Source organism: Candidatus Tumulicola sp. (genome assembly GCA_036490475.1).
GTDB lineage: Bacteria > Vulcanimicrobiota > Vulcanimicrobiia > Vulcanimicrobiales > Vulcanimicrobiaceae > Tumulicola.
In genome coordinates this window covers 157740-174405 of the sequence record DASXDT010000005.1, presented here as the reverse complement: position 1 = coordinate 174405, position 16666 = coordinate 157740, and the positions used below count along the sequence as shown (strand labels likewise).

Genomic DNA, 16666 nt, shown 5'->3' with positions numbered 1-16666 from the left:
GACGGCCCTTAGCGGGCCCACTCCTGGGCGTTCCAGGCTTCACTGGTGCCGTTGGGTGCAAAGTTACGTAAGTCGGAGACACGGGCATAGCGCAGCGGCTGGTAGTACAGAAAAGCCGCCGGCGCATCTCGCAATAAGAGCGCTTCGATGCCGGCGTAGGCGTGCGCTCTCACGGATCGATCGAAGCTACTGGTCGCGATGCGTTGCAGCGCATCCATCGCGGGCGAACAGTAGCGCGCCACGTTGTTGCCGGCCGGTGGTATGGCGTTGCACGTCCACTGCGATGAGTTGTCGGGGTCGGCGCCGGAGATCCACGAGTACATCGCGATGTCGAACTTGCCGCCGTTGATGATTCCGCCGCTTTCGGCCGCCGCGTAGAGATTGGCGTAATCGTAGCCCTTCAGCTCGACCTCGACGCCGAGCGGCCGGTACATTTGTTGAATTTGCGTAACGATGTTGCGTATCAGTTGGCTTCCAATGCCGTACACGAGTAACAACGATAGACGCTTACCGTTGCGCGAGCGAACTCCGTCGGGGCCGGGATGCCAGCCGGCGGCATCCAGAAGCGCCTTGGCTTGAACCGGATCGTAGGGAATCGGTTTGAGCGAACGGTCGAACGCCCAATAGTAATATGGCGACAGATCCGCGACCGCCAGCATCGACGTTCCGTAGGTGTCGTCGCGCACGATCGTCGCTCGATCCATCCCAAGCGCCAGTGCGCGCCGGACGCGCACGTCTTGCATTATCGGTTGTTGGGTATTGAAGTCGGCCGCAGTATAGACTGGAGTCTGAGCCAACTGGCGCGTGATACCGTCGGCGTTGGCTAAGGCCTGATACACGGGCGCCGATATCTCGAGGCCTAAGTCGGTTTCGTGCGACCGTAATTCTGCGCCGACCGTCGCGTCGTCGGGAACGATCGCCAGCGTGAGATGTTGGATGTGTGGAGCGCCGCGGAAATATTGCGGATTGGCTTCGAGCTCGATGTGGTCGCTGCGCAGCCAGCGCACGAATCGGTACGGCCCCGTGCCGACCGGAGCTGCGTCGAATGCGACGTGATTAAGATCGGGATATTTCTCGAGCAGATGCGCCGGCAATATACGTGCCGGCATGTCGCTCTCGCCAAAGATCGTGTCGATGGCCGGCGCGAAGCGCTTTTTCATATGCATCACGACCGTGTACGCGTCGGGTGCGTCCATCGAAGCTACGAGGTCGAACCCGCGGCGATCTACCACGTTGTTGCGCGAGTTCATGATCGCGTGCCAGGTGAACACCACGTCGTGACTGGTAAACGGGGCGCCGTCGTGCCAGCGCACGTTCCGGCGCAGATGATACGTTAGCGTCAAGCCGTCGCGACTGATACCGCCGTTCTCGAGCGTCGGTACGACTGCCGCGAGGTCGGGGATTTGGCGATGCTGGTCGTCGTGCGTTACCAGCATGTTGAACATCAGGCTGTCGGTAAAACCTTCGATGGAGTTCTGCGACAGAATCGGGTTGAGTTGGGTGGGATTGATCGGAAGAGCGATGCGCAGACGGTCGCTCACGGAATCGCCGTTTCTGCCGGCCCTCGAGCAGCCCGTACCGGCGAGCATCGCCGCGATCGCCAGAAGGCAAAAGCCGCGCGCGAACATCAAGCGACGCAGCGGAATTTTGCGAACATATATTGGTAGTCGTCGTAAAACCAGTTGCGGAAACTGCGACGCACCATACCGCGCGCCGTCACCGGCGACGCCCCCTTCATCACGAAATGCCGGTTGTCGAAGAAGTCGGCCGAGTATTGTGGATACGAAGCCATTGGCTCGAATCCGGGCAGCGGTGCGAACGGCGTGTCGGTCCATTCCCATCCGTTGCCGATCAGATCGTAAATACCCCATGCGCTCGCGCCGGCCGGATGCGCGTCGACCGGCTCGGGATCGTAGCGTTGAAAATCGAAGTTTCCGTGTTCGGGCGCGGGTGGCGCGTCGCCCCACGGAAATGCTTGTTCGAATCCGCCGGGAGCCCCGTAGGCGGCACGGTGAAATTCCGCCTCGGTCGGCAATCGTAAGCCTCTCCAGGCGGCGTATGCGCGGGCGTATTGATGTGAAACGTACACCGGCCACGAAAGCTGCAGCGGCAACTCTTCGAACGTCGTGCGCAACATCCAGTTGCCGTGGCGTTGCACCCAAAACAGCGGTTCGGGGCCGCCGTCGGCGACGAACTCCAACCAATCGGCATTCGTAACCGGGAAGCGTTGCATCGCAAACGCCGGAACGTCGATCGTCTGACGTTCGAACTCGTTGTCCCAGCCGAACTGCACCTCGTCGCGGTTTGTGCCGAGCGTCGCGATGCCGGCCGGAACGGTGCGAAACTCGTTGACCGGCGGCGTGCCGTCTCGATGCGTTTGGACAACGTAGTGCTTGAGTGCCCGCTTCAGGCGGTGCACGATATACATCGTCGTTTCGTGATGCATCTGCTCGTGCTCGATCACCGTGAACGCCGATTGCGCGCGCACCAGCCGGGGATTCGACGGATCGTCCAGCCGCGCGTGCGCGTAGGCTTGCTCGACGCGTTCGTCGCAGGCTCTACCGAAGGCGGCGATTTCCGCGCGTGACGGCCAGTCGCTGCGCTCGTGCCGCCGGGCATCGCCAACCGAACCGGGATCGATGCCGCGTTCGAAGAGTTTCTCTAGCACGGGATCGAGTTGCGCCTCCCCCAACGCCCGTTCGTTCAGAACGAGAAAGCTAAACGCCGGCAGATGTCCTTCGTAGAACGCGAACGGGTGCCGGAGCGGAATCGGCCGGGTATAGAACGCCTCGTCGGTAACGAACGAGAAAATCTCCGCCGAACGCCGGCGATTCGCTCGATACTGCTGGATCAACCAATCGCGGTCGAGTCCGGTTAGGGTGGCGTTCACTAGAGGGTTCCTCGTTTCTCCTGTTCCCGTTCGATCGACACGAAGAGTGCCTTAAAGTTGCCTTTTCCGAACGAGAGACTGCCCTTACGTTGGATGATCTCGAAGAACACCGTGGGGCGATCTTGCAGCGGTTTGGTGAATATCTGCAACATATACCCCAGATCGTCGCGATCGACCAGAATACGCTGATCGCGCAGCAGGTCGATGGCCTCGTCGATATGGCCGACGCGCTCTTCGAGCATATCGTAGTACGAATCGGGTGTGTCCAGAAACTCGACGCCGTTGTCGCGCAAGGCTTGCACCGTCGCGACGATGTCTTCGGTGCGGATGGCCATGTGCTGCACGCCCGAGCCGCGATAAAAGTCGAGATATTCCTCGATCTGGGATTTCTTTTTGCCCTGTGCCGGCTCGTTAATTGGGAACTTCACGCGATGCCGCGGGTCGGTCATGACCTTCGACCGCAAAGCCGTGTAATCGGTGGAGATATCTTTGTCGTCGAACGAGACCAACTGCGAAAAGCCGAACACGTTGGCGTAGTAATCGCCCCACACGTCCATCTCGCCCCAGCCGACATTGCCGACGCAGTGGTCGACGAAGAGCAGATTGGGCTTGCGCACCGACGCGATGCTCTTGCGCGCTTCGACGAAGCCCGGCATGAAGATACCGCGATACGCGTCGCGCTGTACGAACGAGTGCACCGTGTCGCCGTAGGTCGCAATCGCCGAGCGGACGATGCGGCCGTGTTCGTCGTCGAAGGTGGCCGGGTCCATGAGGCTGCGCGCGCCGCCGGCAACCGCTTGTTCGTGCGCTGCGCGTACGTCGGCGACGACGATCGCGACGTCTTTGATGCCGTCGCCGTGCAGTGCGACGTGCCGTGCGATCTGGTCGTCCGGAACCAGGCTCGAGGTCAGCAAGAAACGCAGACCGTTCTGCTCGAGCAAATAGCTGGCGCGGTCTTTTACCCCGGTTTCCGGTCCGGCGTACGCGATCTGGTCGAACCCGAAGGCCGACATGTAGTAATGCGCCGCCTGCTTGGCGTTGCCGACGTAGAATTCGATGTAGTCCCAGTCGATGTGCGACAGCGGGTTGCTGCGCGATTCGGTTGCCGTAGTCATATGAGAGCCTTGGCGGAGCCCGCGAGGCGCCCCTGTCGGTCTGCTCGAAGCACGCCCGTACCGTGCATGCAACGACACTCCTCCCGCCGGTTCGGGCGGCCTTCGAACGCCTGATTGATTACGCCGGACTTTTTCCGCCGGCTGCCTTGGACGCGCAAGCCGCGCTCGACGAATTCGACGCCACCGTCGCCGGCACGAACGCGTGGCTGGTCGGGCGTTTCGTGGCGCCGCTGTCTCGCCTCGAGGCGCTGGCCGTATTGCGCGACGCGGAGCGGCCGCTGCCGCTGACGCTGATCCTCGACGTCGAACGGGATGCGCGCCGCTGGTTCGATTCGCTCGGCGCCGCCGTGTCGCTGGCGGGTTCCATCCGCGCCGAAGGCACCGAGATCGCCATTCAGGCACTCGAAATTCCAATGGCGATCGTGCAAGCCGTGCGCGAAAGTGCCGACGCGCCGATCGCGCAGGCGGCGGCGCTGCTCCAACGATCCGAACTGCGCGGGCTGCCCACCTACCTGGAACTCCCGCCGGGTACCGAAGGCGAGCGACTCGATGCCGCGATGCACGCGCTGCAAAGAACCGGTCTGCATGCCAAGCTTCGCTGCGGCGGCACGGTCGCCGAAGCGTTTCCGAGCGTCGAACGCGTGGCCGAGTTCATCGCCGCGGCGGCAAGTCATGGAGTTGCCTTCAAAGCGACGGCCGGTTTGCATCATCCCGTGCGACACCTCGATGCCGTTACCGGATTCACGATGCACGGGTTCTTCAATATCTTGGTTGCGGCCGCACTCGCGCCCGACGTTTCGCCTGCCGACCTAGCTGCCGTCGTGGCAGAAGAAGATCCGCAGGCGTTTGCGTTCGACGAAACCTCGCTGCGTTGGCGCGATCGTCGCGTCGACATCGGCGAGATCGGCCGAATGCGTTCGACATTCTTCCACGGATACGGCAGCTGCAGCGTGCAAGAGCCGGTCGACGATCTCACCGCGTTGGGCGTCTTCCCGCCGGCCGCGCGATGACCGACCAAACGCTGTCGCCGCAACTCGAGTCGTGGATCGACGTCGGGCGCGATAGCGACTTCCCCATTCAGAATTTGCCGTTGGGTGTCTTCACGTCACCGACCGGTCCGCATGCCGCCACGATCGTCGGCGAAACGCTGGTCGATCTGTACGCGCTCTCGCAAGCCGGATTGCTCGACGACGCGTGCCGGCCGGAGTTGCTGCAACGGCCAACCCTCAATGCGTTCTTGGCGCAGGGCCGCGCCGCCGGAACCGCGCTCCGGCGTCGGCTGTCGCAGTTGTTAGCGACCGACGGCGATTCGGCATTGCGCGATCGCGTAGCCGGCGGCGTTTTGCTCGACGGTCGCGACGCGCACATGCTCGTTCCGGTCGACATCGGCGACTACGTCGACTTCTATTCGTCGCTCGAACACGCGACCAACTTGGGCAAACTCTTCCGTCCCGGCGGCGAACCGCTGCTTCCCAATTGGCGTTGGATTCCGATCGGCTACCACGGACGTTCGGCCACGATTCAAGTCGACGGCGAGCCGGTGGCGCGGCCAAACGGTCAACGCAAACCGCCGGATGCGCCGGCGCCGTCGTTCGGCCCCAGCACGATGCTCGACATCGAGCTAGAAGTCGGTTTCATTACCGGTAAAGGTAACGGACGCAACGGTCCGATCGCGGTAACGCAAGCCGAGGAGCATATCGCGGGGCTCGTGTTGGTGAATGACTGGAGCGCGCGCGACGTGCAGGCCTGGGAGTATCAGCCACTGGGGCCATTTCTCGGGAAGTCGTTCGCGACGACGATGTCGCCGTGGATCGTGTCGCTCGACGCGCTCGAGCCGTTTCGCATTGCCGGTCCAGTGCAGGATCCGCAACCGCTCGACTATCTCCGCGCGAGCGGGCCAAGCGGGTTCGATATTCAGTTGAGCGTCGAACTGCAAACCCAGCGCATGCGCGAGCGCGGCCGCCCGCCGCAACGTATCTCGCGAACCAGCTTCGCCGCGATGTATTGGTCGATGGCGCAACAGCTCGCGCACGCAACCGTCAACGGCGCGCTCACGCGGCCGGGCGACTTGTTTGCATCGGGTACGATCTCGGGCACCGAGCCGGACAGTTACGGAAGCCTGATCGAGCTGACGTGGCGCGGCGAGCGACCGATCGACATCGATGGCGAAAACCGCTCGTTCCTACAGGACGGCGATGAAATAACGTTGCGGGGTTGGTGCGAAAACGAGCGCGCGCGGCGCATCGGGTTCGGCACGGCGCGCGGGACGATCGTCGCGGGCGTTACTGCGCCGTAGCCGGCTGCTCGAGCCAAGAGCGAAAGTACTGGCCGTCTTCGCACGCCAGCACCGGCTCGGCCATCATCAACGGCGCGAAGGTGTCGACCATCACCGCGATTTCGTCGGTGGACGTTTTTCCAAGGCTGGCTTCGACCGCGCCGGGTTGCGGCCCGTGCGGTGCTCCGGCGGCGTGCAGGGTGATCGAACCTTCGTCGATTCCCCGCCGGCTCATGAAGTTGCCGCTGACGTAGTAAATCACTTCGTCGCAATCGACGCTGGAGTGATTGTACGGGACCGGAATCGCGAGCGGATGATAATCGAACAGCCGCGGAACGAACGCGCAGAATGCCGCACCGGGAGCCTCAAACGTTGCGTGCGCGGGCGGCGGCTGGTGCAGCTTGCCGGTAATCGGCATAAACTCATCGACGTTGAACGCGTATGGGTAACAGTAACCGTCCCACCCGACCACGTCGGACGGATGGTTTTGCACGATATAGGTTGCGTTGCGGCCGGCGTTGGTTACCCGGATCTCGTATTCGCCTTGTTGCTCTTGCGGTTTCCCAAGCACGGGAACGCGGAAGTCGCGTTCGTAGTAGGGCGCATGCTCTTCCAGCTGGCCGTACTCGTTGCGGTACCGGCGCGGAATTTTGATTTCGCCGGTACTTTCGTGAACGAGTAAGCGCGTCGGCGCCGCCGGAATCAAACGATAAATCGTTCCGGTCGGGATGATGAGATAGTCGCGCTCGCGGTACGCGAGGGTGCCGAACTGTGTCTCGAGCACGCCCGCCCCGTGATGCACGAACAGCATCTCGTCGCCGCCGGTGTTCCGATACCAATACTCCATCGGGCGATCGGCCTGCGCCACGGAAATCTTCATGTCGGCATTGCCGAGCACCGGAACGCGCGACTCGACCGCGTCGCCGGCGGGCACTTGTAACGCCGCAGTTTTAAAGTGGCGGTTGCGTAAGGGATCGTTCTGAACGTAGCGCACGGCCGGGCGCTCCCACGGACGCACGTCGAGCGTGGCGGTCGGCGGTCGCATATGGTAGAGCAACGAGTACGAGCTTTCGAAACCCTTGGTTGAAAACAACTCCTCTGCATAGAGACCACCGTCGGGCCGGCGAAACTGAATGTGCCGTTTGTGCGGGACGGAACCGGCGCGGACGTAGGACGGCATGTTACGAGGAGATCCTTTCAGCGGAGCCGGCGGATTCGTCGCCGGAAAACCCGTTCGTACGGTGCGAACCGTCGCAGAACGGTTTGGTTTGCGAGGCGCCGCACCGGCATAACGCGACATTCGGCATATCGATGTCGTACCGGTTGCCATCGGCATCGGTCAGCGTGATTGCGCCGGTGACGAGGTACGGACCGTCGCGGCGGACCTTGATCATGACAGGGTCGTTCATAGGCTGGAATTTCGGCGGCGGCCCGGGCCTCCCCGGTCGCTCGAGCGGAAGGGTGGTGCCCGCGGCTTGTGCTATCATGGGCAAGCCATGATGGGGGTTGGGCTTCACGCGGCGCAGCCCCGTGAACCCCGCCAGATCCGGAAGGAAGCAACGGTAAGCGGATCGTTGCGGGTGCCGTGATCCACCTGATCCTCGTCGTGGTGCAATAATAAAGAAGATGCAGACAAGCCTCATAGCGGCCGCGGCCGCATTCGTCGCCTCGGTGATCGCGCTGCTGGTGTACCACGCCGCGGTCGTGCGCCCCGCATTCTCGAAACTACAGGAAACGATCGATGTGCACGACGGTTTGATCGGCGGCTCGGCCCGTGGAGCGTCGGCTCGGTTGAGCGAGCTCCAGACCGGCCAGCAACGCCTCGACGATGCGATCGCCGCCGCCGCCGCGCGTGTAGCGACCCTCGAGACGCTGGCAGCCACCGACGTTTCGCGCATCGGCTTCGTCCGCTATAACGCGATCGACGACGTCGGATCCGACCTGTCATATGCGCTCGCACTGCTCAATCGCAACGGCGATGGCGTCGTGCTGTCGAGCCTCTATTCACGAACCGACACGCGTACGTACGGAAAGCAAGTCGAGGGTTTCGAGCCGAGCGCCCAAGCGTCGGATGAAGAAGTGCAGGCGATCGCGCGTGCCAAGGACCAGCGATGAACGCCGGCCTTTGCACTTTTTGGCACGTTGTCGATAAACTGCTGTGGGCATATATTGCCATCTTGTTCGTTTACGCAGTAGTTTCGTGGTTCCCGAACGCGCGCGGCCGGTGGGTCTACATTCTGGCCGGATTGGTCGAGCCGGTGCTCCGGCCGTTTCGCCGGATCATCCCGCCGATCGGCGGCCTGGATATCTCGTTTCTCGTCGTATTCTTACTGCTTCAAGTTGTTGTTCGGCAGCTTATCTTAAAGGCGATGATCAACGCTTGTTCGCCGTTTTGATGGCGGTGTAGCGTGGCGTTGGCAAAAACCGACCCGCACCGTATCGACGTCGCGTCGAACGTCCGCAACTTCTGCATTATCGCGCACATCGACCACGGCAAGACGACGCTGTCGGACCGACTGTTGGAGATTACGCGCACGATCGCCTTACGCAATCTCGGCGAGCAACAGTTGGACGCGATGGATCTGGAGCGCGAGCGCGGGATCACGATCCGCATGCATCCGGTCACGCTGGATTATCATGCCAACGACGGTGACTCGTACCGGCTCAATCTGATCGATACGCCCGGACACGTCGACTTCTCGTACGAAGTGTCGCGCTCGTTGGCCGCCTGCGAGGGCGCGCTCTTGATCGTCGATGCAGCGCAAGGCATCGAAGCGCAAACGCTTGCGAACTATCATCTGGCCATCGAGCATGGCTTGACGGTGATTCCGGTCATCAACAAAATCGATCTGCCGGCCGCCGATCCCGAACGCGTGATGGCGGAAATCGAAGAGTTGCTGGTGATGGAGCGCAGCGAGTGCATTCTCGCCAGCGCCAAGAACGGTATCGGCATCGAGGAAATCCTCGAAGCAATCGTTTCACGCATTCCGGCGCCGAAAGGCCATCGCGATCATCTGCGCGGCCTAGTGTTTAACGCGCAGTTCGATCCGTACCGCGGCGTCGTCAGTTATATTCGGGTCGTCGACGGGGAGTTGAGCGCCGGGATGCGCTTCATGTCGATGGCGCACCAGCACGTGTTCGAGTGTACCGAAGTCGGCATCTTTACGCCCGAGATGCGCGCGGTCGACAAGCTGGACATCGGCGGCGTCGGCTACGCGATCGGCAACATCAAATCGCTCGGCGACATCGATGTGGGCGATACGATTACCGTCCCGTCGAATCCGGCGCATATTCCGCTGCTCGGCTACCGCAAGGCCGTGCCGATGGTGTATTGCGGGCTCTATCCGAACGAAGGCGCGGCGTACGAAGACTTGCGCGACGCGCTCGAAAAGCTCAAGCTCAACGACGCCGCGCTGGTGTACGAACCGGAAACGTCGGCCGCGCTGGGGTTCGGCTTCCGCTGCGGGTTTCTCGGTCTCTTACACATGGAGATCGTGCAGGAGCGCCTCGAACGCAACTACTCGCTCGACTTGATCGCAACGTCTCCATCGGTCGTTTTTCGCGTGACCAAGACGGACGGCGAGACGATGATTATCGATAATCCGTCGAAGATGCCGCCGTCGCAATCGATTCGAACGATCGAGGAGCCCTACGTTAAAGCGACGATCATCACGCCGCCGGATTACGTCGGCGGAATAATGGGCATCACGCAAAGCCGCAGAGGCACGCTGTCGAACATGGAATATCTCCACGACGGGCGCGTGATTCTGACCTACGAGATGCCGCTCATCGAAGTGATCGTCGATTTCTTCGACCAGCTCAAGTCACGCACGCAGGGCTATGCGTCGCTCGACTATGACGTGATCGGGTACCGCGAAGGGGACTTGGTCAAACTCGAGATCTTGTTGAACGCCGAGCCGGTCGATGCGCTATCGTTCATCGTCGACCGCGAAAAGGCGGCGAGCCGCGGTCGCGCGCTGGCTGAAAAGCTGAAAGAGTTGATTCCGCGCCAGATGTTCGACGTTCCGATTCAGGCCGCGATCGGCGGGAAGATCGTCGCGCGCGAAACCGTCGCCGCAATGCGCAAGAACGTTCTAGCAAAATGTTACGGCGGCGACATCACGCGTAAACGCAAGCTTCTCGAGAAGCAGAAGGTCGGCAAGGAGCGCATGAAGCGCGTCGGGCGCGTCGAGCTTCCGCAAGAAGCGTTCATGGCGGTCTTGCGGCTCGGCGACTAGCTCCTGACAGCATGCGCACATTCGTCGCTACCAAGAACGCCGGTAAGCTGCGGGAGATGCGCGCCATCTTCGAGCGGTCGCCGTTGCGGCTCGAAACGTTCGCGGAGTATCGCGACGTCGAAGAAACCTCGGACTCGTTTGAAGGCAACGCCACGCTGAAGGCGCTGGCGCTGCACGAACAACTGCGCGGGGCCGGAATCGAAGCGGCCGTATTGGCCGACGATAGCGGTTTGGAAGTTAACGCGCTCGGTGGCCGTCCGGGAATCCATTCGGCACGATACGGCGGCGAGAACATTACGTGGCCGCAACGACGCTTGCTGTTGCTCGACGAACTTACCGGTGTATCACCTGAGCGGCGCGGTGCAAGGTTCGTGTCGGCGCTGGCGTTCGTCGAACCGCATGGACGCTTGCGTTCCGCGCGCGGAACGGTCGAGGGCCGGATCACGGAGCGTGAAGCGGGCGAGCATGGATTCGGTTACGATCCGCTGTTCTGGTATCCACCGCGGTCATGCACGTTCGCGCAGCTCGACCCCGGCGAAAAGAATCGCGTGAGCCACCGGCAACGTGCGGCCGATGCGTTGCTGGCATCGTTGCGTGACGATGGATAACCTCGATGTTCGCGCCTGCGATGCTGACGATGCGGCGCGCTACGAACGGCGACACGGCCGCGGCGATCTCGACGTTGCGCTGGCGATGGAATGCGCCCGCGAAGACTGTGCTTGGGCCGCATTCGATCGAGACGAGCCGGTCGCGATCGCACTAGCGCATCGTTCGGAGGATGAATTGCTGGTCGGACGCGTACACGTCGATCGAGGCTTCCGCGGAGGCGGAATCGGACGGCGTCTCTTTGCTGCAGCCCTGGGGGCGGGCGACGGCGAGCCGCGTCTCGTTTCGGTCGCGGCCGGTGATGCTGCGGCGCTTGCACTCTTGACACATGCCGGACTGCGAGTCCAGAGTAGCGTCGTAGAGTTGCGAGGCGCGCTCCCGCGTGAGGACGCACTGTTGCGGATGGCGGCCGGCGAATACCGGTTCGACGTCGCCCGGCTGGATGTGCGCGAGCACGGGCGCTTCATCGATGCGCTCGATCGCAGCGTGCGTGGAACCGCGCGCCCGTCGGATCATCTCCGGTTCGCCCGTGAGGCTGCGGCACTCGCTTTCTCCCTCAACGGCGAGTTCGTCGCGTACGCATATGCGCGACCGGACGGGCGCATCGGGCCGCTGGCGGTCGCCTCGCCGGCGTACGCGACGCAACTCTTTTCGTTCGCACTGGCGACGCTGCAGCGAACCTTCGGCGCGTCGTGGTGTTCGTTGTTGGTTCCAGCCGAAAACCTCCGCCTGCTGCGCACTGCGTTGGAGGCCGGGCTGCGGGTCGAAGCGCACACGATCCTGGCCGGCGACGCTCCACTTCCCGAGCCGGAACGGTACGCAGGCTTTCATCCGTTAATATTCTAGATAGGGCGGAGCGGGACGTAGCTCAGCTTGGTAGAGCGCTGCGTTTGGGACGCAGAAGTCGCAGGTTCGAATCCTGTCGTCCCGATATGCGCCCGTAGTCTAACAGGATAAGGCACGAGTCTTCTAAACTCGAAGATGGGGGTTCGAGTCCCTCCGGGCGCGAATTGCAACGTCCGTCGCCGGGTATGCTAGACTCGGTGTTCGTGTGGTGATCGTAGCTCAGCTGGTCAGAGCGCCCGACTGTGACTCGGGAGGTCGCGGGTTCGGATCCCGTCGGTCACCCCAACCTCTCGCTCTTTATTCCAGGTCTTTTTTGATATGGCTGCGTTGCAGCGAGTTCTCTTTCGTTTGGCAGGACGCGGAACGAAATGCTGCGTATCGATAGGACGGCCTGAGCCGCGCGAGCGCCTTTAGCTCAGTCGGTAGAGCAGCGGCCTTTTAAGCCGTTGGTCCCGGGTTCGAGTCCCGGAGGGCGCACCACATTCGCACCGCTAGCTCAATTGGTAGAGCAGGTGACTCTTAATCACTTGGTTGGGGGTTCAAGTCCCTCGCGGTGCAAAACTCAAAAAGTCTCGCAAGAAATTGCGGGGCTTTTTTTGTGACGAGCACGTCGGGACGAGCAGTCGCATGACTGCGAACGGCAACAGGTTAAGCGCGATCACGTTCGCATCGATTTCATCGCGATACTTGGGACCGCACACGCCCGCGATTACAGGCGCATCTGACCTCGATTAGCTAGACGGTGAATCGTTTTCGGTGCGACAAAAGTAAAGAGCCGGATGCTGGTCCGGCTCTTCCCCTTAGGATTGGTGCTAGGCTGGATTGCCTTCGCTGGCCCCGTCGCCGCCATCGTCGTCGTCTACATCGTCGTCGGCAGCGTCGTCATCGTCGTCGTCGTCGTCGTCATCATCGTCGTCGACGTCGTCTCCGGCTGTCAGCGTGAAGTCTTGGCTCAGATCGTCGGCGCCGCCGGGCGTCGTTTCCGGCGAATCGTCCGGTCCGATAGTCGTCATGATGCACCTTTTCTGTATTGCGTTGTGAAAAATCGAGTCTACGCGGCGAGCTTATACCTCAAAGCATCGCCATCCTAACTTGCTTTCGAAAACGCGTGAACGGCTCTCATTGTGAGAGGAAATGAAACGAGGACGTTCTATATGACGGGGTTCGCCGGACACGGGCGTGCCGGGCATGTGGCGGAACTGGTAGACGCGCTGGATTTAGGTTCCAGTGGGGCAACCCGTCAGAGTTCGAGTCTCTGTGTGCCCACGTCGTTCCCGTTCGTCGGCGGCAGACGCGGAAGTAGCTCAGTGGTAGAGCATCGCCTTGCCAAGGCGAGGGTCGCGAGTTCGAATCTCGTCTTCCGCTCCATTTTTACAGACTGCCCCCCCTCTCTTCGGAGCATATACACCCTGAGCACCTCGACTCTCAACCGCCTTGCGCCGACGCAAGTCGAGCTCGACATTCCCATCAGCGCGGACGAACTGGCCGCAGCTGAGGAGCGCGCGTTTCGCAAGCTCGCCAAAAATGTTCGCCTGCCGGGCTTTCGTCAAGGGAAGGCGCCGCGGAAGGTGTTCGAGCAGGCGTACGGCCCGGGCGCCGTTACCGCGCAAGCGGTCGACGAAGTCGTGCCGGAAGCATACGCGCGCGCGCTGCGCGAGCATCAACTCGATCCGGTCGAACATCCACATCTCGAGATCGTCGAAGAAACCGACGGACGGCCGACGCGCGTCAAGGCGACCGTGCACGTGCGTCCCGAGATCGCGCTACAACCGTACTCGGCATTGCCGGTCGCGGCGACGCCCGAGCCCGTGACCGACGACGAGATCGAGCGGAGCCTACAAGCGCTAGCTCGCGAGCGAGGCACGCTGGTGCCGGCCGATCGCCCGGCGCATTTAGGCGACGTCGTGACGGTGGATTACGAGGGCCGCGTCGACGGCGATCCGTTCGAAGGCGGAGCAGCGACCGGTTCGGTTATCGAACTGGCCGAAGGGCGTTTTATTCCAGGATTTGCGAGCGGGATCGCCGGCATGAAAGCGGGCGAAACCAAACAAATTGCGGCCGCGTTTCCGGCCGACTACAGCGTCTCGGATTTGGCTGGTAAGGAAGCCGACTTCACCGTAACGCTGCACGACGTAAAGGCGCTTGAAGTGCCGGCCATCGACGACGAGTTCGCGCGTGCCGTGGCGGATCGTCCGTTAGACGATCTGCGCGCCGACGTGCGCAAACGGCTCGAAGCGCTATCGAATGCGCGCGCGCGGCGCGCGACCGGAAGCGCGATCGTCGAGCGGCTTGTTGCGACGCACGAAGTGCCGTTGCCCGAAGTAATGGTCGAGAACGAACTCGAGCGGCTGATGGGAGACGCTGCCGCCGCGGCGGCGCAGTCCGGCATTTCGTTCGCACAACATCTCGAGCGTGTGGGACAAACTGAAGATGAGTTGCGCGTGCAGTTACGATCCGAAGCTGAATCGCGCGTGAAGGGTACGCTGCTCGTGGAGCAGATTGCCAAGCAGGAGAATATCGTCGCGACACCTGCCGACCTTGCCGAAGAACTCGAGGCGCTGTCGCGGCAATACGGCCAGCCCGTTGCGAAAGTCCGCAAAGCATTAGGCAACTCGGTCGTCGCGTTGATGGACGGGATCGTGCGCACCAAAACGCTCGACTATCTGATCGACCGCGCCGGACCCGCAGCGCCGGCAATCGAAACCCCGGGAACGCCCGCGTAGTTTATGGAGCAGGCGCGCATTGCCGCGGCGCCGTGCAATCGTCCGAAGAGAAACGTGAGAAAGTAAATTTATGGGACATTTGGTGCCGATGGTCGTCGAGCAGTCGGCTCGCGGCGAGCGCGCCTACGATATCTACTCGCGCTTGCTGAAAGACCGCATCGTCTTCGTCGGCGGAGCGATCGACGACCACCTAGCCAACCTGGTGATCGCGCAACTACTCTTCCTCGAAAAAGAAGACCCGGACAAAGATATCGATATGTACGTCAACTCCCCCGGCGGTAGCGTAACCGCAGGCTTGGCGATGTACGACGCTATGCGCTTCATCAAACCCGATGTTGCGACCATCTGTATGGGCATGGCTGCCTCGATGGGATCGATCTTGTTAACCGGCGGAGCGGCGGGCAAGCGGTATGCGCTGCCGCATACGAAGATCCTGATCCATCAGCCCTGGGTGTCGCAGATCGGCGGCCAGGCCACCGACGTCGAAATCGCAGCGCGCGATCTGATCGCGACCCGCCAGACGGTCGCCCAGATCTATGAAGAGACGACCAAAAAGCCGCTCGAACAAGTGCTGCGCGACATCGACCGCGACTACTACATGACGCCCTCAGAGGCCAAGGATTACGGGATAATCGACCATATTCTCGAAGACCGACAGGGTCTGCCGAGCCAGGCCTAGCGCGCCGAAGGAGGATCCCCCGTTCCTACGATGTTCCGGTTTGGAGAAGAAAAGGGACAACTAAAGTGCAGCTTCTGCGGCAAGTCGCAGGAGCAAGTGCGCAAGTTGATCGCGGGTCCGGGCGTATACATTTGCGACGAGTGCATCGAGCTCTGCAATGAGATCATCGAGGAAGAGCTCTATAAAAACGTCGACGAGAATCTGCGGCTTCGGAACATCCCGAAGCCGAAAGAAATTAACCACATCCTCAATCAGTACGTGATCGGCCAGGACCGGGCTAAAAAGTCGCTGGCGGTCGCCGTTTACAATCACTACAAGCGCGTCAATGCGGGCAGCACGGCCGACGACGTCGAGTTACAAAAATCGAATATTTTGCTGGTCGGACCGACCGGCTCCGGCAAGACCTACCTAGCCCAGACGCTGGCCAAGATCCTCGACGTGCCGTTGGCGATGGCCGATGCCACTTCGTTGACCGAAGCCGGTTACGTGGGCGAAGACGTCGAGAACATTCTGCTCAAACTCATTCAAGCTGCGGATTACGACGTCAAACGCGCCGAGAAGGGCATCGTCTATATCGACGAGATCGACAAGATCGCGCGCAAAAGCGAGAACCCGTCGATCACCCGCGACGTATCCGGTGAGGGCGTGCAGCAGGCGCTGCTCAAGATCCTCGAGGGTACGACGGCCAACGTGCCTCCTCAGGGCGGCCGCAAGCATCCGCATCAGGAGTTCATCCAGATCGACACGACCAACGTGTTGTTCATCTGCGGCGGAGCGTTCGACGGTTTAGAGCGGATCATCGAGTCGCGCGTGGCTGCTAATAACATGGGTTTCCGCGCGACCCCCGAGGGCAAGCGCGACGTCCGCGTCGGCAAGCTTCTGCAGCAGTTGATGCCGGAAGATCTGCTCAAGTTCGGGCTCATTCCGGAGTTCATCGGACGTTTGCCGATCGTCGTTACGCTCGATGCGCTCGACGAGCTGGCATTGCGCCGAATTCTTACCGAGCCGCGTAACGCGCTTGTCCGCCAGTTCCAGAAGATCTTGAACATGGACGGCGTCGACCTGCAGTTCACCAAAGAGGCGCTGGTAGCGATCGCGGTCAAGGCGCAGACCCGTAAAACCGGCGCGCGCGGACTACGCTCGATTCTCGAAGAGACGATGCTGGAAGTGATGTACGATCTTCCGTCGCTGCAAGGCGTCAAGAAGTGCATCGTCAACAAAGACGTGATCGACAAGAAAGAAGCGCCGACGCTGATCTATCACGAGCAGAAGAAGGACATGCCCGCCTAGTCCC

16 protein-coding genes, 7 tRNA genes and 1 other RNA gene are annotated in these 16666 nt (G+C 61.6%); 18 read left to right on the top strand and 6 right to left on the bottom strand.

Annotated elements, in window-relative coordinates:
* Positions 1–8: 8 nt before the first annotated feature.
* Genes VGF98_04520 through hppD form a run of 3 tightly spaced genes read right to left on the bottom strand, consistent with a single transcriptional unit; the run spans position 9 to position 4005 of the window.
* Positions 9–1628, bottom strand: a complete 1620-nt coding sequence (locus VGF98_04520; protein ID HEY1680878.1) for a peptide ABC transporter substrate-binding protein — start codon at positions 1626–1628, stop codon at positions 9–11.
* Positions 1628–2890 (bottom strand): SUMF1/EgtB/PvdO family nonheme iron enzyme, encoded by a 1263-nt coding sequence (locus VGF98_04515; GenBank protein ID HEY1680877.1) that lies wholly within the window; start codon positions 2888–2890, stop codon positions 1628–1630. Before VGF98_04515 ends, VGF98_04520 begins: the two co-directional genes overlap by 1 nt.
* The gene (gene hppD / locus VGF98_04510; protein ID HEY1680876.1) at positions 2890–4005 is read right to left on the bottom strand and encodes a 4-hydroxyphenylpyruvate dioxygenase; all 1116 of its coding nucleotides are present in this window, start codon (positions 4003–4005) and stop codon (positions 2890–2892) included. The genes VGF98_04515 and hppD overlap by 1 nt, the downstream gene beginning before the upstream one ends.
* A gap of 62 nt (positions 4006–4067) precedes the next feature.
* On the opposite strand from hppD, the gene VGF98_04505 reads away from it, so the two are divergent.
* Both VGF98_04505 and fahA read left to right on the top strand, forming a co-directional pair.
* Positions 4068–5015, top strand: coding sequence for a hypothetical protein (locus VGF98_04505; GenBank protein HEY1680875.1), 948 nt, complete (start codon positions 4068–4070; stop codon positions 5013–5015).
* Positions 5012–6301, top strand: coding sequence for a fumarylacetoacetase (gene fahA, locus VGF98_04500; protein ID HEY1680874.1), 1290 nt, complete (start codon positions 5012–5014; stop codon positions 6299–6301). The genes VGF98_04505 and fahA overlap by 4 nt, the downstream gene beginning before the upstream one ends.
* Here fahA and VGF98_04495 read toward each other — a convergent pair.
* On the bottom strand, positions 6288–7460 hold the full coding sequence (locus VGF98_04495; protein ID HEY1680873.1) for a homogentisate 1,2-dioxygenase: 1173 nt from the start codon (positions 7458–7460) through the stop codon (positions 6288–6290). The genes fahA and VGF98_04495 overlap by 14 nt on opposite strands.
* Position 7461: 1 nt before the next feature.
* Positions 7462–7689 carry a CDGSH iron-sulfur domain-containing protein gene (locus tag VGF98_04490; GenBank protein ID HEY1680872.1) on the bottom strand — a complete coding sequence of 76 codons (228 nt, stop codon included), beginning with the start codon at positions 7687–7689 and terminating at the stop codon, positions 7462–7464.
* 95 nt (positions 7690–7784) lie between these two features.
* Between VGF98_04490 and ffs the strand changes: the two genes are divergently transcribed.
* From ffs to VGF98_04435, 11 genes are all read left to right on the top strand, one after another.
* Positions 7785–7883, top strand: an RNA gene (gene ffs, locus VGF98_04485) — signal recognition particle sRNA small type.
* A gap of 23 nt (positions 7884–7906) precedes the next feature.
* Complete coding sequence (locus tag VGF98_04480; GenBank protein HEY1680871.1) at positions 7907–8395, top strand: DUF4446 family protein; 489 nt, start codon at positions 7907–7909, stop codon at positions 8393–8395.
* Complete coding sequence (locus VGF98_04475; protein HEY1680870.1) at positions 8392–8676, top strand: YggT family protein; 285 nt, start codon at positions 8392–8394, stop codon at positions 8674–8676. Before VGF98_04480 ends, VGF98_04475 begins: the two co-directional genes overlap by 4 nt.
* Before the next feature lie 18 nt (positions 8677–8694).
* Positions 8695–10518, top strand: a complete 1824-nt coding sequence (gene lepA / locus VGF98_04470; GenBank protein HEY1680869.1) for a translation elongation factor 4 — start codon at positions 8695–8697, stop codon at positions 10516–10518.
* Between the two features lie 11 nt (positions 10519–10529).
* Entirely contained in the window at positions 10530–11126 is a 597-nt protein-coding gene (gene rdgB, locus VGF98_04465) for an RdgB/HAM1 family non-canonical purine NTP pyrophosphatase (GenBank protein ID HEY1680868.1), read from the top strand.
* Entirely contained in the window at positions 11119–11970 is an 852-nt protein-coding gene (locus VGF98_04460; GenBank protein ID HEY1680867.1) for a GNAT family N-acetyltransferase, read from the top strand. Before rdgB ends, VGF98_04460 begins: the two co-directional genes overlap by 8 nt.
* An 11-nt stretch (positions 11971–11981) precedes the next feature.
* Positions 11982–12055, top strand: a tRNA-Pro gene (locus VGF98_04455).
* Between the two features lie 3 nt (positions 12056–12058).
* Positions 12059–12132: transfer RNA gene (locus VGF98_04450), tRNA-Arg, on the top strand.
* 46 nt (positions 12133–12178) lie between these two features.
* Positions 12179–12255: transfer RNA gene (locus VGF98_04445), tRNA-His, on the top strand.
* A 119-nt stretch (positions 12256–12374) separates the two neighbouring features.
* Positions 12375–12450, top strand: a tRNA-Lys gene (locus tag VGF98_04440).
* Between the two features lie 5 nt (positions 12451–12455).
* A tRNA-Lys gene (locus tag VGF98_04435) sits at positions 12456–12528 on the top strand.
* Between the two features lie 254 nt (positions 12529–12782).
* On the opposite strand, the gene VGF98_04430 is transcribed toward VGF98_04435, so the two are convergent.
* A complete protein-coding gene (locus tag VGF98_04430; GenBank protein ID HEY1680866.1) occupies positions 12783–12983 on the bottom strand; it encodes a hypothetical protein in 201 nt (66 codons plus the stop codon).
* Positions 12984–13154: 171 nt separating this feature from the next.
* On the opposite strand from VGF98_04430, the gene VGF98_04425 reads away from it, so the two are divergent.
* The 5 genes from VGF98_04425 to clpX all read left to right on the top strand — a co-directional run bounded on the left by VGF98_04425 (position 13155) and on the right by clpX (position 16662).
* Positions 13155–13236: transfer RNA gene (locus tag VGF98_04425), tRNA-Leu, on the top strand.
* 27 nt (positions 13237–13263) lie between these two features.
* Positions 13264–13338 (top strand) — tRNA-Gly (locus VGF98_04420).
* Positions 13338–14693, top strand: a complete 1356-nt coding sequence (tig, locus tag VGF98_04415) for a trigger factor (protein HEY1680865.1) — start codon at positions 13338–13340, stop codon at positions 14691–14693. The genes VGF98_04420 and tig overlap by 1 nt, the downstream gene beginning before the upstream one ends.
* A gap of 70 nt (positions 14694–14763) precedes the next feature.
* A complete protein-coding gene (locus VGF98_04410) occupies positions 14764–15372 on the top strand; it encodes an ATP-dependent Clp protease proteolytic subunit (GenBank protein HEY1680864.1) in 609 nt (202 codons plus the stop codon).
* Positions 15373–15402: 30 nt separating this feature from the next.
* Complete coding sequence (gene clpX, locus VGF98_04405; GenBank protein HEY1680863.1) at positions 15403–16662, top strand: ATP-dependent Clp protease ATP-binding subunit ClpX; 1260 nt, start codon at positions 15403–15405, stop codon at positions 16660–16662.
* Positions 16663–16666: the final 4 nt, after the last annotated feature.